The organism is Mesorhizobium denitrificans, from assembly GCF_003403035.1.
GTDB lineage: Bacteria > Pseudomonadota > Alphaproteobacteria > Rhizobiales > Rhizobiaceae > Mesorhizobium_G > Mesorhizobium_G denitrificans.
The window spans coordinates 62,145-86,039 of sequence record NZ_QURN01000017.1; the positions used below are offsets into that span (position 1 = coordinate 62,145).

22 protein-coding genes and 1 pseudogene are annotated in these 23,895 nt (G+C 58.8%); 9 read left to right on the forward strand and 14 right to left on the reverse strand.

The features are described 5' to 3' along the window. Positions 1–153: 153 nt before the first annotated feature. The 8 genes from DY251_RS18710 to DY251_RS18750 all read right to left on the reverse strand — a co-directional run bounded on the left by DY251_RS18710 (position 154) and on the right by DY251_RS18750 (position 8,246). A complete protein-coding gene (locus DY251_RS18710; RefSeq protein ID WP_245416034.1) occupies positions 154–981 on the reverse strand; it encodes a conjugal transfer protein in 828 nt (275 codons plus the stop codon). Then, complete coding sequence (locus DY251_RS18715; RefSeq protein WP_116625438.1) at positions 978–2,144, reverse strand: lytic transglycosylase domain-containing protein; 1,167 nt, start codon at positions 2,142–2,144, stop codon at positions 978–980. The genes DY251_RS18710 and DY251_RS18715 overlap by 4 nt, the downstream gene beginning before the upstream one ends. A 4-nt stretch (positions 2,145–2,148) precedes the next feature. Further along, positions 2,149–4,638, reverse strand: a complete 2,490-nt coding sequence (locus DY251_RS18720) for a VirB4 family type IV secretion/conjugal transfer ATPase (RefSeq protein WP_116625439.1) — start codon at positions 4,636–4,638, stop codon at positions 2,149–2,151. Further along, on the reverse strand, positions 4,635–4,946 hold the full coding sequence (locus tag DY251_RS18725) for a VirB3 family type IV secretion system protein (RefSeq protein WP_116625440.1): 312 nt from the start codon (positions 4,944–4,946) through the stop codon (positions 4,635–4,637). The genes DY251_RS18720 and DY251_RS18725 overlap by 4 nt, the downstream gene beginning before the upstream one ends. Before the next feature lie 14 nt (positions 4,947–4,960). Beyond that, entirely contained in the window at positions 4,961–5,332 is a 372-nt protein-coding gene (locus DY251_RS18730) for a TrbC/VirB2 family protein (RefSeq protein ID WP_116625441.1), read from the reverse strand. Further along, positions 5,329–6,243, reverse strand: a complete 915-nt coding sequence (locus tag DY251_RS18735; protein WP_245416035.1) for a lytic transglycosylase domain-containing protein — start codon at positions 6,241–6,243, stop codon at positions 5,329–5,331. The genes DY251_RS18730 and DY251_RS18735 overlap by 4 nt, the downstream gene beginning before the upstream one ends. A 211-nt stretch (positions 6,244–6,454) precedes the next feature. Continuing rightward, positions 6,455–6,913, reverse strand: coding sequence for a hypothetical protein (locus DY251_RS18740; RefSeq protein ID WP_116625443.1), 459 nt, complete (start codon positions 6,911–6,913; stop codon positions 6,455–6,457). A 964-nt stretch (positions 6,914–7,877) separates the two neighbouring features. Beyond that, positions 7,878–8,246 (reverse strand): hypothetical protein, encoded by a 369-nt coding sequence (locus tag DY251_RS18750; RefSeq protein ID WP_147307465.1) that lies wholly within the window; start codon positions 8,244–8,246, stop codon positions 7,878–7,880. 129 nt (positions 8,247–8,375) lie between these two features. Here DY251_RS18750 and DY251_RS18755 point away from each other — a divergent pair, with 129 nt between their 5' ends. The 6 genes from DY251_RS18755 to DY251_RS21350 are packed head-to-tail and all read left to right on the forward strand — an operon-like array spanning position 8,376 to position 11,607. Next, positions 8,376–9,047 carry a thermonuclease family protein gene (locus DY251_RS18755; protein WP_116625446.1) on the forward strand — a complete coding sequence of 224 codons (672 nt, stop codon included), beginning with the start codon at positions 8,376–8,378 and terminating at the stop codon, positions 9,045–9,047. Between the two features lie 17 nt (positions 9,048–9,064). After that, entirely contained in the window at positions 9,065–9,703 is a 639-nt protein-coding gene (locus tag DY251_RS18760; protein WP_245416036.1) for a thermonuclease family protein, read from the forward strand. Further along, a complete protein-coding gene (locus DY251_RS18765; RefSeq protein ID WP_116625448.1) occupies positions 9,700–10,320 on the forward strand; it encodes a thermonuclease family protein in 621 nt (206 codons plus the stop codon). Before DY251_RS18760 ends, DY251_RS18765 begins: the two co-directional genes overlap by 4 nt. A gap of 1 nt (position 10,321) precedes the next feature. Further along, the gene (locus DY251_RS18770; protein ID WP_116625449.1) at positions 10,322–10,636 is read left to right on the forward strand and encodes a hypothetical protein; all 315 of its coding nucleotides are present in this window, start codon (positions 10,322–10,324) and stop codon (positions 10,634–10,636) included. A 13-nt stretch (positions 10,637–10,649) separates the two neighbouring features. Beyond that, positions 10,650–11,030, forward strand: a complete 381-nt coding sequence (locus DY251_RS18775; RefSeq protein ID WP_116625450.1) for a hypothetical protein — start codon at positions 10,650–10,652, stop codon at positions 11,028–11,030. A gap of 19 nt (positions 11,031–11,049) precedes the next feature. Continuing rightward, positions 11,050–11,607: a hypothetical protein gene (locus DY251_RS21350; RefSeq protein WP_147307466.1), complete on the forward strand. Its 558-nt coding sequence runs from the start codon at positions 11,050–11,052 to the stop codon at positions 11,605–11,607. A gap of 840 nt (positions 11,608–12,447) precedes the next feature. Here the strand turns inward: DY251_RS21350 and DY251_RS18790 are convergent. The 6 genes and pseudogenes from DY251_RS18790 to DY251_RS18825 all read right to left on the reverse strand — a co-directional run bounded on the left by DY251_RS18790 (position 12,448) and on the right by DY251_RS18825 (position 19,070). Continuing rightward, positions 12,448–12,948, reverse strand: coding sequence for a thioesterase family protein (locus DY251_RS18790; protein ID WP_116625453.1), 501 nt, complete (start codon positions 12,946–12,948; stop codon positions 12,448–12,450). 333 nt (positions 12,949–13,281) lie between these two features. Further along, complete coding sequence (locus tag DY251_RS18795) at positions 13,282–14,682, reverse strand: ISKra4 family transposase (protein ID WP_116625464.1); 1,401 nt, start codon at positions 14,680–14,682, stop codon at positions 13,282–13,284. A 79-nt stretch (positions 14,683–14,761) separates the two neighbouring features. After that, entirely contained in the window at positions 14,762–15,445 is a 684-nt protein-coding gene (locus DY251_RS18800; protein ID WP_245416037.1) for a plasmid pRiA4b ORF-3 family protein, read from the reverse strand. Between the two features lie 556 nt (positions 15,446–16,001). Continuing rightward, positions 16,002–16,556 (reverse strand): DUF488 domain-containing protein, encoded by a 555-nt coding sequence (locus DY251_RS18810; protein ID WP_116625455.1) that lies wholly within the window; start codon positions 16,554–16,556, stop codon positions 16,002–16,004. 367 nt (positions 16,557–16,923) lie between these two features. Further along, complete coding sequence (locus DY251_RS18820; RefSeq protein ID WP_050746877.1) at positions 16,924–17,772, reverse strand: ferritin-like domain-containing protein; 849 nt, start codon at positions 17,770–17,772, stop codon at positions 16,924–16,926. Between the two features lie 100 nt (positions 17,773–17,872). Continuing rightward, positions 17,873–19,070, reverse strand: a pseudogene (locus tag DY251_RS18825) (IS256 family transposase). A gap of 222 nt (positions 19,071–19,292) precedes the next feature. Between DY251_RS18825 and DY251_RS18830 the strand changes: the two are divergent. The 3 genes from DY251_RS18830 to DY251_RS18840 all read left to right on the forward strand — a co-directional run. Further along, complete coding sequence (locus tag DY251_RS18830; protein ID WP_050746876.1) at positions 19,293–21,551, forward strand: NosR/NirI family protein; 2,259 nt, start codon at positions 19,293–19,295, stop codon at positions 21,549–21,551. Between the two features lie 56 nt (positions 21,552–21,607). Beyond that, on the forward strand, positions 21,608–23,524 hold the full coding sequence (nosZ, locus tag DY251_RS18835) for a TAT-dependent nitrous-oxide reductase (RefSeq protein ID WP_116625456.1): 1,917 nt from the start codon (positions 21,608–21,610) through the stop codon (positions 23,522–23,524). A 26-nt stretch (positions 23,525–23,550) separates the two neighbouring features. Next, on the forward strand, positions 23,551–23,895 hold a 345-nt coding region (locus DY251_RS18840; RefSeq protein ID WP_425373319.1), incomplete at its 3' end, for a right-handed parallel beta-helix repeat-containing protein.

Genomic DNA, 23,895 nt, shown 5'->3' on the forward strand with positions numbered 1-23,895 from the left:
TGATCCCGCCGGTACTCGGGCCGGGCTGTTGACCATACGCAAGTTCGCCAACCGGATTCTCGTCAGCCGAGCACTTCGCCAAACGCTCCTTGTGGCCGGCGCAGCCGGCAAGAGCGATGAGGCAGGCCAGCAACGGGATGGAACAGGGTGGCTTCACTGCGACTGCGCTTCGAACTGCTCGAGCTGCTCCCTGACGGACTGGCCGTCTTGCTGCTGGCCGTTGCGTCTGCGAGCTGCCCCTGCGGCGAAGGTCTTCAGGAATTGCGATTGTTCGGAAAGGGCTGCCTTGTACCGCTGCGATTCCAGCACGACGGCACTGTTCAAGGCACCGACCGCTTCGTTGGCGGTCTGGTTCCCCTGCAACACCATCTGCGTGTTCTGCTCCAGGGCGCCTTTCATGTCCTGGGCCTTGCCAATCTCGCCGGCAGCATTGGTGAACGCGTCCGTCCGCTCCTTCGATGCGGCGTTCATCGCATCCGTCATCGCCGTCAGGGCCGTAAGCGTCTGGACCCCCTGATTGTAAGCCTGGTTCGCACCGGTGAGCTCGCCGCCGGTCACCGCGTCCTTCACCATCTTGACGAGGTTCAGGCCGTTGATCACCCGAGCCGCCATATTCTGGAACTGGCCACCGATCCCGCCGAACGACGCCTGATTCCCCTGCAGGATCGCGCCGAAATCCGGAGCCTGGCTCATCGTGAATCCACCACCTGTCGCCAGCGCCGAGAACTGGCCGGCATCCTGCGCCCTGTCGCCGGTGATCGCCTGCAGCGTCTTCGTGGTGTTGTCCTTGATGATAGTCGTGTCCGACTGGATTTGCGACGTCAGCGCCTTGATCTTCTCGTTGACCGCCGTATTGGCGCCATCTGTCACCGGCACCTGCGCAAAGGCCGCCGTCGACAACAGGAGCGCTACCGCGCTGCCAAGAATGATCTTCTCCATCGGTTCACGTCCTTCCGCTTCGTTACCGTTCAGTTTGCTCATTGCGCCCGCCGGCTGTCGACGACAGCCACCAGCCCGACCACGTTGTCTTCCATCGCCGCGAAGGTGGCGTTGAGACCCTGCATCCGCGCCTGCTCCTGCAGGTATTGAAGCAAACGCTGGACATCGGACGTCGACGATTTCGGTGGAATCGCATAGCAACGCGTCGATCCGGTGTTCACCACCGCCGGTGGGCAAGCGATTTCGGCGATCTTGATCTCGCCTGAGTCGTCACCGAAATTGCCGTTTTGACCGCTGCCCGATCCCCTCAGGAACGCCGACGCTTCTTTCAGTTGCCCAAGCATGGTCTGTTGCTGCAGCTGGTTTGCCTCGAGCGCCTTGCCGACGAAGGCATTCCAGGTCTCAGCCCGCTGCAGCTGCGCTTCGGTGTTGCGGTCCACGGCCTCCTTGATGCCTTCACCGCAACCTGCCGGCGCCGAGACCATTTGCGGGATCGTGGCTCCCATCGGGCGCTGATCGCCAAATTGCCGTTTGTTGCGGTTGTAGTACTGGCTGACCATGTTCACGTAGTTCTGGGTTTCGGGAATCTGCGGTATGTCGCCGTTGCGCAGAGACTGCCGATTGGGTCCGGCGTTGTACCCGGCGGCGACAAGATCCAGCCGCCCGGGATACATGCCCATAATCTGTTTGAGATAAGCCACCCCGCCGCGGATATTGTCGCGAAGATCGTAGGGATTGACGCCGAGCTTGGCGGCGGTTGCCGGCATCAGCTGCATTGTGCCGCGCGCTCCGACCGCGGAGACCGCGCTTTGGCGGAAACGCGATTCCTGTTCCGCGATCGCCATGGCAAAGTTCGGATCGATACCCTGGCGCCGGGCTTCGTCCGCCACCATTTGCCGGATCTGCTCCTGGCTCGCATTGCGCGGATTGTTCGGTCCGATCTCGCCGCCCCAGCCAGCGCCGCCGCCAAAGAACGAGCAGTCCATGCCGCCAGCGCCCTGCCCTGGCGCATAGCTGTTCGTCGTGTCGCCCGAATTGCCGCGCGTGGTCTGCTGGTTCTTCCGATAATTGTCGTACCACTGCTGCGTCGTCTGCTGGATCTTCAACCGGGCGCCGTCATCCACCGGCACCTGGGCATACGACGACAGCATCGCACCCGCCAGCAATGCCGCAGCCATCGTCCCGCACAGCATCGGTCGCAGCATCGTCTCACCCCTTCCAGTCGCAGAATTTATCCAGCCAGTCGCGCGGGTCCTCGCCATATTCGTCGCGCAGCATTTCGACCTGGCGCACCGTGTCCTCACGGCCGGACAGCACCTTCACGAAATCCATCATGTGGCCCATGTCGACACGGGCCACGACACTGTCGCGGGCGTGCTTGATGAGGACGAAGCGCTCCGCCGGATCTCCCTCCTTGACCCAGGCGAATTCGGCGTCCGACAGCCCGAACGGCTTCTTGAGGCTGTCTTCGTCAGCCTTCGGGAACGGAAAGAAGATGTTCGTCGAGGTTTGCTCGATGATGGTGCGCGAGACGCTCGACCGCACGACGTCGTCCGGTGATTGCGTGCCGAAAATGATCATCCCGTTGCGCTTGCGGATGGTCTTGAAATAGTCCTTCATCGAGCGCCTGAACTCCTCGTCATCGAGAAGCTTCCAGGCTTCGTCCATCAGATTGATGATTGGCGTCTTGCCGTCGTAGATCTTGTCGAGGCGATGGAACATGTAGAGAAGGGCGGCGGTCCTCGCCTGCGGGTCTTCCAGGATCGAAGTCATGTCGAAGCCGATCATCGGCCTGGAAATGTCCAGACGATCCTCGGCATTGTCGAACAGCCAGGCGTACGGCCCGTCCTCGACCCACTTATCGAGCCGTGCCATCAGGCCGGTTTCGGTCCGCTGCGATCCGGCAAGAAGCGAGCGCAGCGCCGACATGCGTCGGAACTTCTCATCGCCCGAGGACATGATCTGCTTGATCGCGGAGCGGATGATCTGCTCCTCCTGCGGAGTGAGCGCTTCGCCCTCGCGGTTCGGCTTTAGCATGAAGCTGATGAGCCGATAGAGAAACACGCGGTTTTCCTCCGTGTTCTCCATCATCAAGGGATTCCAGCCAGACGGCTCGCCCGGCTCCAGCGTCATGTACGTGCCGCCCGCGGCGCGCACCATGATATCCAGACCACGGTCCTTGTCGAAAACCACTGCCTTCAGGTCAGGATTGACGCGATAGGCCTGATTGATCAGGAACGACATCAGCACCGTCTTACCGGAGCCGGTCGGACCGAACACCGTCGTGTGACCGACATCGCCCTGATGGAAGTTGAAAAAGAACGGCGTTCCCGACGTCGTCTCGAAAATCGTGATCGCCGGCCCCCAATGGTTGCCGTCCGGCTTGCCATAGGGATAGGCGTGGAACGAGGACAAGCCGGCAAAATTCAAAGTCGAGATTGTCGCCCGTCTGGCGATGTAGGCCTGGTTGCCGGGCAGCTGCGCCCAATAGCAGGGTTCGCAATTCAGATCCTCGCGCACATAGCTGGCACCCAGGGCGCCAAACTCCGAACCGATCACCGCCACCGCCTCGTCCAGGGCATCCATGCTCCTGGCGATCGGCATCACCGTCAGATGATGTTCGGCAAAAGCCACGTTCTTTCGCGCCAGCTGGTCGCGCGCGAAATCAAGATCGCTCTGGATCGACGATCCACCTTCATCGGATTTGGTGAGCTGCCGATCCAGGCGGTCGATCTTGTAGCGGGCGGCCTGATCGTCAACGAATGACAACGATTGCGTGACCACCATCTCGAAGTGCTGCTTGAGCACATAGTCGAGCATTCCGGCGCCCGTTTCGGGCGGGTACTCCTTCAGCGAGATCATTGCGGCATAGCGGTCCTCGCCCCGCGTGTCGCCTTCCAGGTGAATCGTGCGATTGCCGAATGTGGTTCGACGTGACGGAACCATCTCGTCGATCGGCATGTTGCTGAGAAGCATCGGCCGAACCTTGCCGGCGTTGAGCAGAGTGTAGAAAAATTCGCACTGTTCGGAAAACCAGACGACGCGCGCACCCGGTTCAAGGACCATGTCGTCGCTTACGTCGCGATAGATCCGCCGGCCATCCGGCATCGTCACCTCGACGCGCTCCACATCGCGCAAGAGCTGCGGACCGTACGGGTCGAGGCTCTTCTCCAACGCCCGCGTCGCCTCGAGCAGCTTGTCACGCATGTGGCGCAATTGCTCCCGCGCGACAACGGAGCCGCCTACACCCAGGATGCGGCTTGGAAACGAGCCCTTCCTGAACACCGGTCGCACGACCAGGGACACATAGGTATCGTTCACGAACATCTCGTTCTTCGAGATGCTTGCCTGATAGACCTCGTCCATGCGGGCCATGAAGGGATCGGTAAACGTGCCGGGCAGCGACGGCTTCACCTTGTGCCGGACGACATGCGTGTACAGCGCGAAGCTGCCGAGATTCGAAATCGCCCGAAATGCCGTGTTGCGCTGCCGTTGCAGCAGATTGACGTAGTCGATATCGGCGGTTTCAAACGAGAATCCGTTGAGCCGCAGCGTCGTGACAAGACAGTCGTTCTTGAGCCGGATGATCCCGTTCTCGATCGGCGCGAAATACGGCACATGGGTCGATACCTCCCTGTCGGCGAAGATGTCCCATCCCCGACTGAGATTCGACCGCAGGGCGCTTGCAACCGTCGTCATTTGCCGTAGGTCCTGATGCGTCCGCCGATCCGCCTTCCGAGCGGATTGACCCCGCATGCACTGTGCTTTTGCAGGATGTCGAAGAACCACAGATCGATCTTCGTGCTCACGACGTACAAGACCGAATGCTGCGCGATAAAGGCGGCCGGGAACCAGAGAATGGACCCAAGTGCCAGGAACAGCATGAGCGAGGTGAAGCACTCCGCGAGAAAGAAGGTGTACGGGATGCCCATCACCGTCGGCGGCCGCGTCATCGCCAGGATAACCGGATAGGTGTCCACGATCTCTTCTTCGTCTCTGTTTGCCATGACGATGAAGCCGCCTACTGCGCCCCGCCTGCCAGAAAATCGACAAGCTCGGCCGCCGCGAACATGCCGGCAAGCGAACCGCCGACCCGCAGAAGCGCGCCCCAGCTCCAGTAGCCAAACGCCGCCGCCAGAAACATGCCGATGAAGGCGATTGCGCCGATGCTGCGTCCGAACGGTCCGATAAAGAACTGGACAATTCGGTCGGCGGCATTCTGCAGGGCCTGCAGGTTCTGTGCCGCCGCCGGCTCGATCGCGGACATGAGCAGGATCCCCGCGCTCACCGTTGCCATTGTCGAATGGACGATCACACGCTTGCCGCGTGGTGAATTCCACCCCACTCGGGCGGCGTTCGCCAACCGGCCGCAAAATGCCTTCATGCTGTTCATCGGCTGCCTTCCTCTCTCACCTTCACAGGCCCGTCGGAGGGCTGTATCTGTTCAGCCTCATCCGTTGTATTGGGACCGGCGCTACTTATGGAGAACACCAACATCGTCGATCGTGCAGGGCTGGAGACCTTTGTGCGCACCACTCCCCGCTGCTCGTTGGAGCGATACTCTTGGTGCACCCGGCCAACGGTCTCGATGTCGCCTGGTGCATATGCGTGGGTATAGAGACCCACCACGCGTGTGACATAATTGGCCGTTTCGCGGATCAGCGGCAGCGATCGGCGAACATCCACCTTCGGTTCGCCGGCGTTGTAGGCTGCCGCCACAAGCATCGGATTGGCGTACTTATCGACCAGCACTTTCAGGAATTTCGCCGATGCGCGCACATTCTGCGCCGGATCGGTCAAATCGCTCGCGCCATATGCCGCTCCCGTTTCCGGTAGCATCTGCATGATCCCGACAGCCCCTGCTCCACTGACCGCCGTGGCATCGAAAGCGCCGTTCTCGGCCCTGGCGATCGAAAGCATCAAATTGGGATCGACGCCCTCTTCTCGCGCCGCCTGTACGATCATCCCCGCCACGTCGTCGGGCATGCCGGCGAGCAGGTCTTGCCGCACCTTTGCATCGGCCTTGTTAGTCTCTGACGACCGCATCAGAGCTGTGGCATCCGCGACACTTTCAGCTGCCAGACCATGCGGCGGCTCAACCTGAAGAGGCTTGGCCCGATAGGTAAAGACATTAGCGCTTGCTCGAATGGCCTTCAATCGAGACGGTACAGGGGCAGCTTTCGCTGCTGCGTGCGGTGCCGCTGTCATTTCTCCGGCGCGAACGGAAAACGCCTGATCGCTCAGTGGCGTCACCACGCTTGATGATCGAGCGTCCAGATCCCCGCCGAAAGCGTGAAGAGGCATCACCGCGCACAACAGTGCAACGACCTTCCCGCCGTGGATGCTGGAAGCACGCGCCGCTTTCCTCGCCAAAAACCGCATTATTTGACCCTGAACGTTAGACAGTGGATTACACTCTAGTATAATCCAATATGCCCCGGTCAAGTCAAAATATCACTATCGTATAATTATTTTCGCTTGGCTCTCAGTCGTAATGGCCGCGCCGAGGCGAAAATCAGAGGCCCTTTCGCTCCCATGGATCGCGCTTCCGCTGATAGTGCAGTTGCTCCTGGTCACCGAGATATTTGGCCAAGTTGACCGCCGTGCCGCCTTTGACGAACACCGATCCCGCGTCCGCTCCGGTCCGATAGCCAACAATACGGCACAGGTAGTTCGGCAGCGGTCTGTTCACGCGCTGGATCTCGTAACAACTCGTGACTTGGTATTGATAATCATTGCTCAATGTCTGAAGGCGACGGTTCTGCTGCTGCACCGGACCGAGTTGGTATCGCTGATAGTGCGATGCTGACGTTTGCACCAGCTGGCATTCGGAAAACGTCCCATACGCCTTGCATTGCGTCAGTTTCAGCCCTGTCCATGGATATGATACCGAATGGCTCAACGGCTCGGTCGGCAGCGCACATCCTGCCACAGCCATACCCAACGCCATCACCACAATGACCGGAATCTTCATTCAATTCTCCCAGAGGCTCTGGCAAATCCGTTCGCCCAAGCCCGCAATGCAGATAGTCGTATGGCTTCGAATTCGAGCAACGAAGCTTCCGCTGCCCTTTCCATTCGCCCCTCGACACGACAGTCGCCACCGCCATCACGTACAGGCAGCGATGACCGGCGCGATCCCAGTTCGCCTTTATTCGCAGCTCGGCTAGGGCCTCACCGACGAACCTCCCCGCTTGTCCTTTCCGTTTGGGCCTGATGGTCGGCTTCCCCTCAGGAGGATTCCGCTTCCGCCTTCTATCAGCGAACGTCGGTCTCGCGCGTTTTCTTAATGTTACTATCGTATAATCTCAATTGCCGCAATTCCAATGCCGCTAACCTGACGCAGCAGCGGCCTTCGGCCGTGCTGCGTCCTGCAGATTCGGGCCGGGAAGGAGGAGGTGTGGTGCTCGGCCGCTTTCTCCTCTTCCCATTGGTCGCGCTGTGGCGCTGAATAGACGTGCAGCCGATCCGCCATCTGCAATTGGCTTCTTTTTGGTTGCTTTGTCCTGGTTCATCGTCGCCGCCGGGTCTTTCGCCCCATGTCACTTGTTGGATAATCCTGGCACACCTTGTAGGATCGCGACCGGTTGCCGTGGCTTGTGACCGCCGGTCGGTTGCTGGTGCTCGGTGTCCCTGCGCTTGCGATCCTCGCCTGCGACACGCTCACACATCTCGCGCCCAAGCCACTGAGGTCAACGTTTGGGACGAAAAGACACTGAGGCGCGAGCGGAGGCAATGCTGCTTTGCTGGCGTTTGCTCCGATGGACCCTACGGTCATCGTGATGCTGCTGAACTGACTGACACCGCATTTCGCAAATCCGAGCATCCAGACAATTCTGCTTTGAAGTTGCCAACCAAAGTTTATCAGTCTGACGTTAACAGCCGATGCGGCGCGGCATGGTTTTAGATGCCAGACAACGAACTTGGCGAAGTCCTACTTAGCGGCGATATGCCGCTTGATTGCGGCGTGAGATCAGAGACTGTTCAACCTGCATACGCCACTCTTCTTTTTCGTTCTTGCGCTTAGCTTCAAAGCTCGAATCCGGCTTGGTGCGGCGGATCCTTGCTTCGCCGCAGATAGCGCCGATAAGCGTCAAGAATGCCAGGATCGCGATAAGTTTCACCCAGAAGTTCTGCGCAAAGAAATCGTAGCCCCACAAGCCGACCGCAGGAGCCCACGCCGCGCCAACGGCGGACGACCCGACCCACAGAAGAAGCCAACCACCAAAGGCAATCCAGGCGAAAAGCATGACAAGGCCGGCAAGCATCCAGAACCCCTGCACCGTTTTCTTGATGGTTCTGATCATCGTCATCTTCCGTACAATTCGACCGCGCTATGCACCACAAAAAGTGGCCTTGTCGCTCTTGAAACTTGCACTATCGTATAATTTGCGTCTATAGCATTTTATGGGCGGTTTAAAAAGGCCGAGCTGAAAATGCATGCTATTGCACCGGTTTCTATCGCTGTCCTCGTGGCTTCGGCCGCTGCTGTCGCTGCCCAACAGGCAACGGCGCCAGGCCCCGCCAAATTTGTCGAATATTACCAGAATGCCTACGCGAGCGGGCGCGACTTGGTCCCCGGACCGCAGCAGGCACTGAACTCGGCCAGTCTGGCAACAGGGCTGAAGCTCGAGACCATCATTCCCGAAGCAGCGTTGACCGGCAACGCATTTGTCGATGCTCAAAACACCATCATCAGGTTGGTTGGTGTTCAGGGCTGCTTGTCTACGCAACAACTCCAACTGGGCGAGATGCGGGCGTCATGCACCATGCTGTCGATGGCTGGCCTGAATGCTGCCCTGCAAACGGCAGCAGCGCCAGCGGGTGGGGCATTTCCCTGCCATTTTCTTGGTGCGAACAGTGGTCAGCCTGCGATTCGCTTTGCCGAATGCTTCTTCATTGGCCCTGACGATCGTGCCCAACCGCTGTCTGAATACCTCATTCGTCGCGGGCTGGCGTTCGCTGCCCGAGCACCGAACGGCACAGCACTTTATCCTGAATATGCCGCTGCCGAAGCCGGCGCGGCCAAGGCTCGCGTCGGTATTTGGTCGAATGCCGCATTTCGTCACCCCTATGGGGAACGGTATCGGCACAACCAGATGAATTGATGCGGATTTCGACAATCATGCTTGTTGCCATCGTCGCCGGTTCTCTCGCCTACGCCTATGCGGCCGTCGTGCCGCCGATTCACACGCCGGCCCAACCAGGGCCACTAGCTATCCAGGCGCAGGTGCCAGGCGACAGAGACACGGCAGCGTCTGTACAGGGGGGCACCAACAAATTTGTGCCCTTTCCGTCGACCGCGCAATTTGAAACCGCTGATAGCTGGATCGCCGATGGCAAGCGTTACCGGCTTTACGGCCTGCAGGCCTGTTTGCGTGGCACGTCGATAACGATCGCACCCGGTGCAAAGCGTGATTGCGGTGAGCTGAACCTGATCATGGCGCAGGCTATAATCCGTGACAGCAAACCCGTCTGTACGACGATCCGGGAAATCGACGCCAACAATCTGCTTGTCATTTGCCGAACAACGACGGGCAAGACCGGCTACGATCTGGCGACTTACATGATCGCGCAGGGATGGGGCTTTGCCGCGGTCAGCTCGAGCGGCGAGCTCGCCGTTCCAGGTTACCGGCTTGTCGAGCAAGGCGCACGCGAAGCGCGGGAAGGGCTGTGGGCCTATTCCGATCTTCCGCACCCCGCCTCCATCCTTCTCGGACAGGGTAAACAGCAACCGCCAAAAAATGTAGCCGGTGAGCAATGAAACTTCTCAGCAGCACCGCGATCGTCATCACGCTTGGCGCCCTATGGCCGGCAAGCGCGCAGACCTCGGCTGATAACACGCTGCCGAAGCAAATCTATGGACGCGTGCAGGTGCTCGACGGTTCGACTATTGAATTCATCAAGTCCAGGAAAATCGTACGTTTTGCAGGCTATCTTGCGCCTCGGCTCGATCAGGTTGCCATGACTGATGATGTCGGATGGCCCGCCGGTCAGGTCGCCCGCGCCTGGTTGATCCTTCGGACCCTGAAACATGACGTGAATTGTGCGTCCGTGACGACCGACGCGAACGGCACCATTCTCGCACATTGCTTTGTCGAAAATACCAATCTGGCTGCGATGGCGATCACCGAAGGCATCGGATATGCGTTCAATTTTCCCGCCGAGCCGCAGGTCCCGGCTTACTTCGATATCGAACGTCGCGCGAGAGGCCTGGGTTTTGGCGTGTGGTCAGATCCGAAGCTTTCCCCGCCTTGGAACTATAAACCAGACCAGCCGAACATTCCCGAAGCGAGCTCGACTTCAAAGGAAGCGCCAGATCCCGGCCTCCCCCTTCCTCCGACCGCTCCAGTGCCACCCAACAATTCTCCGCGAGGCTAACATGAGAAACCTACTCTTCACGCTCCTGATCGCTGGCGGCGGCCTGACCATGGTTTCGCCGGCGGGGTCACAGACTTCGCAACAGCCCTCTCAACCCACCGACCTCGACCCAGGTCAGTGTGGCGCTGGCGGCATGGGGTGTACGCCCGACGATGTCCAGAAATGGATGGACAAGGGCAACGAGCTCGCAAATCTCTCCAGCGCCGATCTCAGCCAATACGCGTACGCGTGCACTAAACATCCGGAGTGGAAGGACGATTGCGAGACCGACCCTGGCAAGGTTCTGCGCCGCCTGGGCATCACCGACTATCAATGACGGGCTTTCTCACATGAACCAAACGGTCACTCTAAGCCTCACGGGATTTGTTTCATTGGTGGTGGGCGGCGCTGGCGGCTACGCCTATACAAACTCAATCTATGCCGGCAAGCATGCGGACCTCACCGAGCAGATTGCAACACTGCAAAAGAAGGTCGACGAATACGAAGCGGCTACCAGACTCGAAGTACCATCCGATCGAGAAGCGCTCGCTGCAATCCGCAAGCTCATATTCTTCGGTGGCGTGAAAAAAGTTGCCACCGATCAGGGCCAGAAGGACGCGGTCGCTCCAGGTGCTGTCTGCTCCCTCACGATCACAGACAAGCACGACCTCGTTCTGCCCAAGGTGCTGCACTTTGTCAAAATCGACGGCGTTTGGGCGTCACAGAATTGATGAGGAAAGGAGAGAACCCATGAAGCCCTTCCGGCATATGCTTCTTGCAATTGCAGGGAGTATCGTCGCCCTCACGCCCACGGGTACCAGAGCTCAGGATGCTTCGTTCGGCTGCAAGATTCTGCTTTGTGTCGCTTCGCAGAACCCATCATGGCAGGGCGTCTCCTATTGCGTGCCACCCGTTCTGAAACTTCTTGCTATTCGAAAGGTTCATCCCGGCTATTGGCCCTCTTGTCCCGAAGCTGGAACCCACAAGCCGGGCTATGCCGAATTTGAAGACTGTCCTGCCGGAACGACTCCCACCACCATCAATCGCGCGAGCGACCATGGCGGCAGCACGCGCGGGACCCCAGCCTGCGCCAAACCGGTTCAAGCTGCCTGCTCCAGCCTCTACAATCGCAATGATCGTCTTGGCAGCAACAGCTACCGAGACAATGCCGGATCCCAACGCGTCGGCGACGCATGCACGACGACCGAGATCATTCCAAGGCCCCGGAGAAGGAACCCTTATTATTTTGACATTCGTAATGAGGGGGCGGCCAATTTCAAACGTGTTTATTTCAATCTGAGACATTGAGAGTTCAGGCATTTCTATCATCGAATGTCCGCTACAACCGTCGGGCATTCCGATTTCATTTGATTTAGATGAGGATTGAGCTGTGAATCTGGAGGATGTGTATAGATCTTATCTGCGAAATTCATCAAGCGCTCCCACGCCTTTCGGCCTAGTCTAGTCTGTCAGGATCACCTCGGTCACAGCTGACGGTGATGGCATTCGTTCGTCTTTGATAATGCTCGTTGCCTCAGTCAGCTCCACTGCCATTCCCGAAACATCGCGGAACTCGTGTGCAGGATGGAAAAGACGAAGAGTCTTCGGCGGGACAATCCGACCTGCTAGGCGTGCACCGGCCATAGAATGCGCCTACCCATGGGGATCGAAGGTGACGCACCATACTTTTCGCCTTTGTACACGACCTCCTGGATGTCCATTTACACGCGGTTGGGCGAGGCAAGCACGTTGCGCTACGGTGCGATGAGGCAAAACGAAATCTCATTCCCATTGTGGTCTTAGGAGTGAACTCATCTTCGCCACTGGCACCGACCCACCGTCACGGCGAAAGCAGCCTGACCGCGGCTCTCACGGGACGGTTACCGTAAGAGTTCAAAACAAACAGTACGCACCCCTAGTGCGTAACACCTTCAATAAGAGACAGGCACGATCAAGAAGAGCACAGCGAAACGTTGGACCAACCTAAGACCGAAGCTTAGCGTTCCTATCACCCGTGCAGCAGGTCGACATTCGGGATCGATCTCTACGATAGGTTCGAATCCCACTCTGTAACTAGCGAGAGCAGCATTTCTGAAAGAGCGAGAATTTTCGGAGGTTGTCGATAGCTATTTAGAACCTAGGCAGAACTCATGAGTCACGTTTATTGTGGCGCTGAAACCCGATTGATGCGCCAAGCTGTTTTGGCCGCGGCAATCGACGAGCCTGTTTCAAGACACCTGCCAATTTCTGGTTGATTTCGGCCGGCATCGCGGTTGGGACTGCTTTGCTGGATTCTGATCGCCTGACGTGAATGAGCATGGCCTCATATGTTGCCATTTCAGCGCCATCAATGTTTTTCAAGTACTGGAAAACATGTATCCGCTTGTCGTCAACGTCTACCAATGTGGTCACGATTGTCAGATCTTCGTCAGTTCTAATCTCCCTTAAAAAAGTTAAGTGCGTTTCAAGTGTAAAAATTGCATCTCCAGTACGAGGGAAGTATTCTCTGTCAAAGCCAACCGCAAACAGGAATTCGTCAAGCGCTTCAGTGAAAGCTATCCCGAAAGCATAATCTCCCATGTGCCCATTATAATCTTGCCATTCTGGCTTGGGTCGAAAATGCCATGCCGGTGGAAACTGTTCAACCATTGGACGCCTCAGAATGCCGTTACGCTAGTGGATGTTGGGTATTAACGTGCCTATAGAATTCGTCAGCGGAAGCGTATTTGACTTGTGCAATTTGCGACATCGACCGCTGCAGTAAAAGAAAATGCCGTGGCGACTATACCGTTTAGCGGATATCTTCACCTCTCGCTAATGAATATTCGCTGGTTGTAACTTAGCATAGCACTCGCCGTGCATGCTACTGGTGTGAACGGACGCAGAGGCCCGAGTGGATAACTCACCGCTACGGAATTACTCCTGTGCGCGGACGCCCCACTGTGAAACTACATTATGGAGAGCACCAAAATCTGTGGGGTGTCAGGCGGCCATCGCGGTTTCCAGCTGAGAAGCGGACTTATTGCCTGAGAGACCGGGATACCACTGCTCGAACTTTCCACGCAGCGTGCCATCGAGCACCCGCGTGCGGGTCTGAAGCAAGAGATGCGCCCCTTCCTTCGACCACCGCATCTGCTGGCGCTTTGAGAAGCGCTTGCCGACGACGACGTTGACGGTCGACTCGACAAACCCCGTCGAAACCCGTTCGCCATAGCGCCGCCGCTCGGCGTAGTTCGGGATCATGCCTGCATTGTTGGCGATGTAGGTATTGAACTCATCCGCTGCCTTTCGGAAGGCCTTCATGCTGGGATAATCGGTTTCGACCACATCGAGATCGTCGACAAGCCACTCGATGCAGGGCAGCGCCCGCCGGTGGTTGCCGTTCCACAGATAGCCCTTTATGCGCTTCAGTTCGCGCGCGGCGTCTTCGGCTTCCCTCGGATTGTGATGCGCCAGCCCCTTGGCGTATTGGCCGAGAACGGTCAGCCGCATGGTGATATGAAACCAGTCGAGAACGTGCTCGGCGCATGGAGACATCGCCACCGCCATGTTGCGCACGCTGTCGCCGCCGTCGGTGAGGAAGGTGATGTCCTGGTTCATCTGAAGGCCTTGTTCGAGCAGGACCTCATGCAAGCGGCGGCGAGGCTTGTCGTCATGGCTCTGGACCAGGCCGAAATACCGGTTGTCCCGATCTTCCGGAATTGATTTGCCGACCATGACCTCGAAATGGCTCTGCGTGCCGTCCCGGGCGCGGACATAGCCGCCGTCGATGCCGACGACGATCGGGCCTTCGGGGATGGGCAATTTCGCCCACATCGGTGGAAAGCCTTCGACAAAGGAGGGGCGCTCCTCGCCGAGCTCCGCTTCGGCACGGGCGGCCGTGCGGTGCAGGTGATTGCGGACCGTTTCGGCGTTCAGCGTAGAACCGACGGGGAGCACGTCCTTCAGAAGATCGACGGTGACGCCGAAGGAGACCAAGGAAGCCCATTTAGTTTCGAGGTAGAGCAGTTCGGGTGCGACGTGCTCGGAAAAGAACTCCGTCAGCGGGCTGAAGGTTTTGCTCTTGCCTGCATCGCAAGCACAGCGGTGAAGCCGCGGGCTGGAAATCGGCACGTCGCCGAATGGCGTTCGGAAGCGGATCACCGCGCGGCCCTTGCTCGGCTGGGCGCGACCACACTGCGCACAACACCGGCGTTCGGCCGCAAGGGTTGCGGCTTGCGCCGCAATGATGTGTTCCTGCAGGCGGCCAAGCACACCCTTGGCCTCGGCGAGCGACAATCCGATTGCCTCAAGCCGATCATGTGGTTTGTCGAGGCTCAAAATCTCTTCCTCGCAAAAGCCGTCGTCCGTCGCGGCGATCCGCAGCTTGATTTCAATCTTCATTGCATGCCTTCCATCGGGTTTCATAGAATGCGTGGCGAGGGAAACCGGGCCATGCCGACAGTTGCTGGGCGGCGATCATTCATATGAACCATTGATACATCAGCTGCCGGTGCTCATCCTGGTGAAAGCTCTTGTTGACATCCCGCCGCGAAAAACGGCAGTCGAGAAACGGCTCGCGAGCGCGCGACCGGTTGATCGCGCGCTCGACTGCCTGGCGCGCGTCCTCGTCATCGAGCATGGCGCGGTCGCCATTAAGAACAACCTGCTCAACAAACTCCGCCATGGTCACGAGATCATCCATCGTGTCGAGGCCAAAGGCGTCGTCACGCCGATCGAGATACCTGTCGGGCCCGCCGCAATCCTCCGGTGGACAGGCGCCCGCGCCGCCGATGCAGGTCGGATACCGCCCGCGTTCCTTGGCCGCTTCCCGGTCTTCGACACGTATCTCGTGCTCCCACCAGTCGCCCATGTCATAGACGTAGGCGAACCTGGCGTTCCTGCGGAATGCAAAGCTTTCGAGCGTCTTGTCGGGCGGTTCGGGGCAAATATCCGTCGAACCGTATCGAACCGCGCGTATCCCGAACTCAAACAGGTGCAGACTCTTCCAGCCCATGGCCACCTGAATCACGCCGTGCAGTTCCCGCAATGAATAGCTCTCCGGAACCAGCACGCGCCGCCAGACCATCGGGCTCAGACCAAGCAAGCGGACTTTGAGCCGGAGAACGGATCTCGAGGGCGGCAACAGGGAGGATGCTGGTGGCATAATCAGGCTTCGGTAGCTTCAGCAGAATGAGCCTACCCAGCTTTCGGCTCGCCGGCTACCAACACCCCACACAATTTGGTGCTCTCAATGGACGACGATGCCAGGCAACCTGCCCCCTGGCACTGGCTGATCTGAGCGACGACATCGGTCTTGGTGATAACGCCTCGCAGGATGCCAGTGGCGCTACAAACGAGCAAAATATCGGTTCCTGACCCAAGAAGCCGCGCAGCCTCGATTAGATGCGCATCATCAGCGATAGTGACAAGCCGTTCACGCGCTTCCGGTAACAAACTCTCAACAAACATCACCTGTCCCATCCAAAATGCAACCCCACGGACCCACAGCCATAGCCTATCACAAGTGTGAGTAAGGTGTTGAAAGCAATGCTGTGAACAGACAATATTTAGCCACGATAAAGCGGACGCACCCACGAACGCAGCAGCCATCGTGGTCGTGGAATGGATGTATTCCTCGATCACAATTCTGGGCCAAGATGCTGGTAACCGGACACCCAGGCCAGCGGGTTAAAGCTAATATTCGAGGCGAAATCACTACACTATTCTCGTATATCACTTTCGGCTGGATAAATTAAACCTTCCCCATTCATGACAGCTGCAGGCGTCATGCTGGCCTCATTGACTTGCGATGACCCCAGGATGTGCATCACGCTTTCGCCTTGGCTGATCAGGTAGTCCGTGATGATCCGCCGATGACAGCGCCACCATACAGCCTCTGCACACATGATTGCGCAGCGGTGTTTGTTTCCTAGCGCCCTGAGTTGGGCAAGTCCGTCGGCAAACGGCGCACTCAACGCATAGTCTGCATAGTTACGGAAGCTGCGTACGCGCCAAAACCCGTTCGGCGACTGCTCCAAATTCCGCGTCTTACCTCGAAGCCCGCCAAGTGTCGCAATATGTTGATAGCCAATTTGCCAAGGCGCCAACGTTGCGGGGAGGCAATCGCCGTTGAACTGCGGATTAGTGCGCGAACGCGGCATTATTCTCACATCAACGACGAAATCAACGCGGGACTCTCGGAGCAGATCGACGAATTCGGCAATCGTTCTTGTGGAGTGACCGATGGTGAAGAAGGTATTCGTATCAACCTCCATGAATGGAATGCTCCACCGCCCGAACAGCACCAATCCAGAAGCTAGGCGTTTTCATCGCAGATCAAAAGCGCTGTTTGCACTGAGCGCTGTCTTAAATCAGGCTTTCGGCGCATGGTGGAGGCCACAAGAGGAACAGAAATGGCGAGAAAGTTCGAGATCGGCGATCAGGTAAGCTGGAATTCGGAAGCTGGCCGTGTCAGCGGGCGGTTACAACGAGGACCATGAATTCTACGGTTACCGAATGCCGATTTGATCGCCTTCAGAAGAATCTACTTTTCAGGCGCTGCCCCCGATGATTGTCTCATTCTTTAAACCATCCGCTCTTTGCAATGTGCGGATCAGCGGCGTATCGCAAGCGATATCGTTTTCAACGCGCTTGCCAACTACGGACACCCCTTAGACAATGGATCATTTCCGCAGCAGACCGTTGGGCACGGTCGCGCTGGATTTCGTCGGGCGCGGTCTGGCCAAGATCGATGTAGCAGTCGGTCAGCAGTTCGCAGAGCGGCAAAGCCTGTTCTACGGCCGTATCAGGCAAAGCTTCGAGAAGCGGCGCGGACGAGAACGGGTTCTGGACAAGTTCTTCGGCTCTTGTTCGTGCTTGTTCCGCCAGCGCCTGTAGTCTGCTTGAATCGGCCGTTTTTTCAGCCGCCGCCAGCGTTATGAGGTGATTGGCGAGCCGCATCTCTAGCAATACCAGATCCGTTTTGACGATGTCCGTGGAGGTGCGGCGTTCGACATGAAAGGCACGCCTGCGTTCGCTGCGCAGCTTTGCGACGTGACCCAGTTCCTCGTGCGCCATCCGCTCGGCGGCTTTGCCGATCTCTGCAGAATTCGCGTGTGCGGCGACATAAGTCCAGAAGACAAAGGCGCGCTCTTCGTTGCGCACCGCCATTGAGAAGGCGCGATACGCACTCAGTAGTTCAGGCGCAACGATGCCCGCTCCCTCGTCGTCAAACAGCACTTCCGGCGGATGCAACATGGCGGATTTCGGTTGACCAATCGCCGTCTGCCATTCGTCCACCTTACCCAGATGGCCCTCCTCCTCTGTGACAAGAGCCTCGAAGACGCCGGCGAGATCAGGTTGGCCTATCTCCTGCATGCGCTTCGCCAGCGCGATATATCCATCGATCGCCTCCTGTTCCATCGACCTGGCAAGCGCCAGCAGTTCATTCATCGACGCGACCTCCCATGAATCGCTCTCGCTTTTAACCATAATTTTCTCCTCGATCGTGCCATTAGACCATTAGATCGTGTCCCGCAGCGTGGTGTAGCTTCGGCGCTCGCCGTGCCTTCCGGACAGAGCCGGGAACGTGTCAGCTTGCCGCTGGCAGGCTGATGAGCGGATCATCGCTCATTGTGGCGATGGTCTCAAGGGTCATGTATCGGGACCGCTGGACGGCCCATTCGTCGTTCTGTTCAAGCAGCAGTGCGCCGACGAGGCGGACGATGGCGCCATCGTTGGGGAAGATGCCGACGACCTCGGTGCACCGCTTGATCTCGCCATTGAGGCGCTCGATGGGATTGGTGCTGTGAAGCTTGGTCCAGTGCTGCCTGGGAAAGTTCATATAGGCGAGCACGTCTTCTTCAGCGGTGTCCATGAGTTGGGCGAGCTTCGGCACTTTCTGCCTGATCTGGTCGGCGACGTTGCGCCACTGAGTGCTTGCGGTCTCCGGCGTATCCTGGGCGAAGGCCGTGGCGATGAAGGCGGAGACCACTCGTCGGCCGCTCTTTCCGGCATGGGCCAGCGCATTTCTCATGAAGTGAACCCTTGCACCTCTGCCAGGTAGCCGATAGAACCTTGGAGACAGCGGCCTTGATCCCTTCATGGGCATCGGAGACCGCGAGCTTCACTCCGCGCAGGCCTCGCCTGGTCAGCTTGCGCAGGAATTCTGTCCAGATTGGCTCAGCCTCGGATGTGCCGATCTCCATCCCAAGCACCTCGCGTCGACCGTCGGTGTTCACACCCACGGCGATGATGACGGCAACGGAGACGATGCGGCCGCCGCGACGAACCTTGAGGTAGGTGGCATCGATCCACAGATAGGGCCATTCCCCTTCGATGGGTCTGTCGAGGAAGGCCTTCACCTTGTCGTCGATCTCTTCGCACAACCGAGACACCTGGCTCTTGGAGATGCCCGACATGCCCATGGCCTTGACCAGGTCGTCGACGGAGCGAGTCGAAACGCCCTGGATATAGGCTTCCTGGATCACCGCCGTCAGAGCCTTCTCAGCCATCCGGCGCGGCTCAAGGAAACTCGGGAAATAGCTGCCTGTGCGAAGCTTCGGAATGCGCAGCTCGACGGTGCCAGCACGTGTCTCCCAATCCCGGTCGCGATAGCCGTTACGTTGGGCAAGTCGGAACTCATTCTTCTCGCCGTAGCCCGCGCCGGTCTTCGTGCCGACCTCCAGCGCCATCAGCTTCTCGGCAGCAAAGCCGATCATCTCGCGCAGCAAATCGGCGTCGGCACTCTTCTCAACGAGTGAGCGCAGGTTCATCATGTCGTCGGTCATCGGTGATCTTTCCATCAGGTTGGTCTTCAACAACCCGACCCTACCGGAAAAACACTGGTGACCGCCGCTACCCTGCTACACCACCTCCAGGGACACGATCTGCCATTACGTGCCGAATAACAGTCTACAATAGTTTGAACATGGGTGTTTGATTTCAATGAACGATTGCCTAAACTGATCCTTGGAGTGGCCAGTGACTTACCAGAAGAGAGACGCATCGAAATGGAATTTACCTGGAAACGTCCAGCCTGGCTGTTGAGCATTCTTTGGCTAGCGGCCATCTGCCTCTCGGTGACAATCGCTTCGCCGGCTATGGCTGACGGTCAGTTGCCAACATTCCTCGAAAAGGTCCAGCCGTCCGAACTGTTTGAAGGTGCCGACCGCTTTGGCGAAGTCGAGGGCGATCCCCCCATCGCGCCTGTCTACCGGGGAGACGAACTTCTCGGCTATGCCTATCTGAACTCCGATTTCACCAGTTCCATCGGCTATTCCGGCAAGCCCATCCATATCGTCGTTGGTATCGAGCGATCGGGCATTATTCGCGGCATCAAGCTCGTCGACCACAAGGAGCCGATCGTGCTGATCGGCATTCCCGAGAAGGATGTCGTCGCCGGCCTGAACTCGATCATCGGCAAGGATATGGGCCGCGTCGCCGCCGGTCAGGAGCGCCCGCCGCAGGTGGACATCGTCAGCGGCGCCACCGTGACCATCCTGGTGATGAGCGACAGCGTCGTGCGCTCGGCGGTGGCGCTGATTCGCAGCAACCGGTTAAGCGGCGAAGGCGTCGTCGCTACGGTGGCGGTAACCGAGAAGAGGACGCTCGATCTTTCGAAAACGGAAGCAAGCGACTGGCAGACGCTGCTCGGCGACGGGTCGATCCGCAGCCTGCGCCTGACGGTCGGCGAAGTCTCGCAAGCCTTCGCGGATGCCGGCCACGCCGAGGCGGCGAAGAAGCCGGAAACACCACAGCCCGGGGACAGATTCATCGATCTTTACATCGCCCCTGTCAGCGTGCCGGTCATCGGCAAGACGCTGCTGGGCGAAGTAGGCTATCAGCGGCTCCAGTCCCGGTTGAAGCCGGGCCAGTCAGCTCTCCTCGTCGCGGGCGACGGCGCCTATTCGTTCAAGGGCTCTGGCTATGTCCGGGGTGGCATTTTCGACCGCATCGAATTGCTGCAGAACGGCCAGGGCCTTCGCTTCAGGGATCGCAATCATACCAGGATTTCGGCCTTCTCAACGGACGGCGCCCCTCGCCTGCGTGAGATCGCCCTTTTCGTCGTACCTACCGATTTCCAGTTCGATGTGACCGAACCCTTCGAACTGCAATTGCTCGCGCAGCGCAGCACCGTGGCGCGCGACAAGGCCGCCATCGCCTTCAATCTCGGCTATACGCTTCCTTCTTCCTACTACACAGTCACCCGGGTGGAGACGCCCGTTGCTGCGGCCAGGACGGACGCTTCTGCCGAAGAGCCGGCGGCGGCGACCCGGACCGAACCACTGCCCGACGCGCCGCCGCTATGGGTCAGCATCTGGGACATGAACCGCGTGACGATGGCCATCACCGTGGCCGCCCTTCTCGTGCTCACCGGGATCTTCTTTTTCCAGGACTGGCTGGTGAAGCGTCCGAAACTGTTTGCCTGGGTCCGTACCAGCTATCTCGTCTTCACGCTGGTCTGGCTCGGCTGGTACGCCAATGCCCAGCTTTCCGTGGTCAATGTCCTGACATTCATCAATTCGCTCGTTACGTCCTTCCGGTGGGAATTCTTCCTGGCGGCGCCGCTGATCTTCATTCTCTGGGCCGCGGTTGCCGCCGGCCTGCTGTTCTGGGGACGTGGCCCCTTCTGCGGCTGGCTCTGCCCGTTCGGCGCGCTCCAGGAACTGCTCAACAAGGTTGCCGTAAAGCTGAAGATTCCGCAGGTGAAGGTGCCATGGGGCCTGCACGAGCGCCTCTGGCCGATCAAGTACATCATTTTCCTCGGGCTCTTCGGACTGTCCTTCTATTCGATGGCCTATGCCGAAATCCTCGCGGAAGTGGAGCCGTTCAAGACGGCAATCATTCTGAAGTTCGCCCGCGAGTGGCCCTTCGTCATCTTCGCCTTGACGCTTCTGGCCGCCGGCCTGTTCATCGAACGTTTCTACTGCCGCTATCTCTGCCCGCTCGGTGCGGCGCTGGCCATTCCCGGCCGGATCCGCATGTTCGAATGGCTGAAGCGCTGGCCAGAATGCGGCACGCCATGCCAGCGTTGTGCCAAAGAATGTCCTGTGCAGTCCATTCATCCGGAAGGCCAGATCAATGTCAACGAGTGTATCTACTGCATGCATTGCCAGGAACTCTATCACGATGATCATCGCTGCCCGCACATGATCCAGGTCCGCCTGAAACGGGAAAAGTTCATGGCTCTGTCGACGCCGGCATCGCGCGGTGAAAGCCCGCCCAGAACCGTCGTCACCCATAATGGCGAGGCCATAAAGAAAACCTGAATTCGGCGCCGGGCAGCCTGCCCACGCCAGCAATACCAGCAGCAAGGGAAGACACCATGTCCAACGAAGATACGCAACCGAGCCTGAACAGACGCCAGCTTCTGGGGTCAACCGCTGCCGTCGCGGCGGCAGGCGCCGCCACCGCCGGTGGCGCGCTGACCTTTGCCGGAGGCGCTACGCCGGCAAAGGCCGCCACCGAGGGAGGATTGTCCTACGAGGTCAAGCCGGGCGAACTGGACGAATATTACACGTTCTTCTCCAGCGGCCAGAGCGGCGAAGTCCGCATCGTCGGCCTGCCGTCGATGCGCGAATTCATGCGCATTCCGGTGTTCAACCGATGCAGCGCCACCGGCTGGGGCCAGACCAACGAAAGCCTGAAGGTGATGACCGAAGGGCTGCGTCCCGAAACGGTCGAGTATCTCAAGGACAAGGGCGGCGTCTACCACAACGGCGACCTGCACCACCCGCATTTGTCCTTCACCGACGGCACCTATGACGGCCGCTATCTCTATGCCAACGACAAGTCCAATACCCGCGTTTGCCGCATCCGCCTCGACGTCATGAAATGCGACAAGATCATCGAACTGCCGAACCAGCACACCGTTCATGGCCTGCGCGTGCAGAAATACCCCAAGACCGGCTATGTGTTCTGCAACGGCGAGGACGGCGTGCCGCTGCCGAACGACGGCAAGATCCTCGACAAGCCCGCCGAATATTTCTCGATCTTTTCCGCGGTTGACGGCGAGACCATGACGGTTGCATGGCAGGTGATCGTCGATGGCAACCTCGACAATGTCGATGCCGACTACCAGGGCAAATACTGCTTTGCGACCTGCTACAATTCCGAGAAGGGCGTCACGCTCGAAGAGATGATGTCGAAGGAGCAGGACTGGGTCGTCATCTTTAATATCAAGCGGATCGAGGAAGCCGTCGCCAAGGGCGATTACAAGGAAATGAACGGCGTGCCGGTGATCGACGGGCGTGCGGGTTCCGCCTACACCCGCTATGTCCCGGTTTCCAACGGCCCGCACGGCATGAACACCGCCCCCGACGGCATCCACGTGGTCGCCGCCGGCAAGCTGTCCCCGACCGTCACAGTGTTCGACGTGCGCAAGTTCGACGATCTCTTCGACGACAAGATCAAGCCGCGCGATGTGGTGGTCGCCGAGCCGGAACTCGGCCTCGGTCCGTTGCACACGGCTTATGACAACAAGGGCAACGCCTATACCACCCTGTTCATCGATAGCCAGATCTGCAAATGGAACATCGAGGACGCCAAGCGCGCCTTTGCCGGTGAGAAGGTCGATCCGATCCGCCAGAAGCTCGACGTCCACTACCAGCCTGGCCACAACCATACCTCCATGGGCCAGACCAAGGAGGCCGACGGCAAGTGGCTGATCTCGCTGAACAAGTTCTCGAAGGATCGGTTCCTCAATGTCGGCCCGCTGAAGCCCGAATGCGACCAGTTGATCGACATTTCCGGCGACCAGATGGTGCTTGTCCATGACAACCCGACCTTCGCCGAGCCGCATGACGCGACGATCGTGCATGCCTCGAAGATCAATCCGGTCAGCGTCTGGAGCCGTGATGATGTCTTCTTCGCCGATGCCGTGGAACAGGCCAAGAAGGACAATATCGACCTGCTCATCGACTCGGAGATCATCCGCGACGGCAACAAGGTGCGCGTCTACATGACCTCGGCGGCGCCGGCCTTCGGGCTCGAGTCCTTCACGGTCAAGCAGGGCGACGAAGTCACCGTCTATGTGACCAATATCGACGAGGTGGAGGATCTGACCCACGGCTTCTGCATCGTCAACTACGGCATCAACATGGAGGTCGCGCCGCAGGCTACCGCCTCGGTGACTTTCAAGGCCGACCGGCCTGGCGTCTACTGGTATTATTGCTCGTGGTTCTGCCATGCCATGCACATGGAAATGAAGGGCCGCATGCTGGTGGAGCCTAAATCGGCCTGATGTGGTACCGACTGGCAAAACTCTGGATGGCGGCCCTTCTGGCCGCCATACCTTCGGCTGCGCTGGCCGCGGAATGGATCGTCACACCCTCCGACGGGCCGACGCTCTCGGCCGTTCTTAAAGCGGCGGCTCCGGGCGACAGGATACGCCTCAAGCCGGGCCGGCACGACGGGCCTTTGATCATCGACAAGCCGGTGACGCTCGACGGCGAGGACGGGGCCAGCATCGTCGGCAACGGCGAGGGCAGCGTCGTCACCATCGAGGCGGAGAAGGTTACCGTGCGCGGCATCGAGGTCACCGGCTCGGGCATGAACCTGTCGACGCTGGATTCCGGCATCTTCGCCGCCCGGACGGCGACCGGCGCGATCATC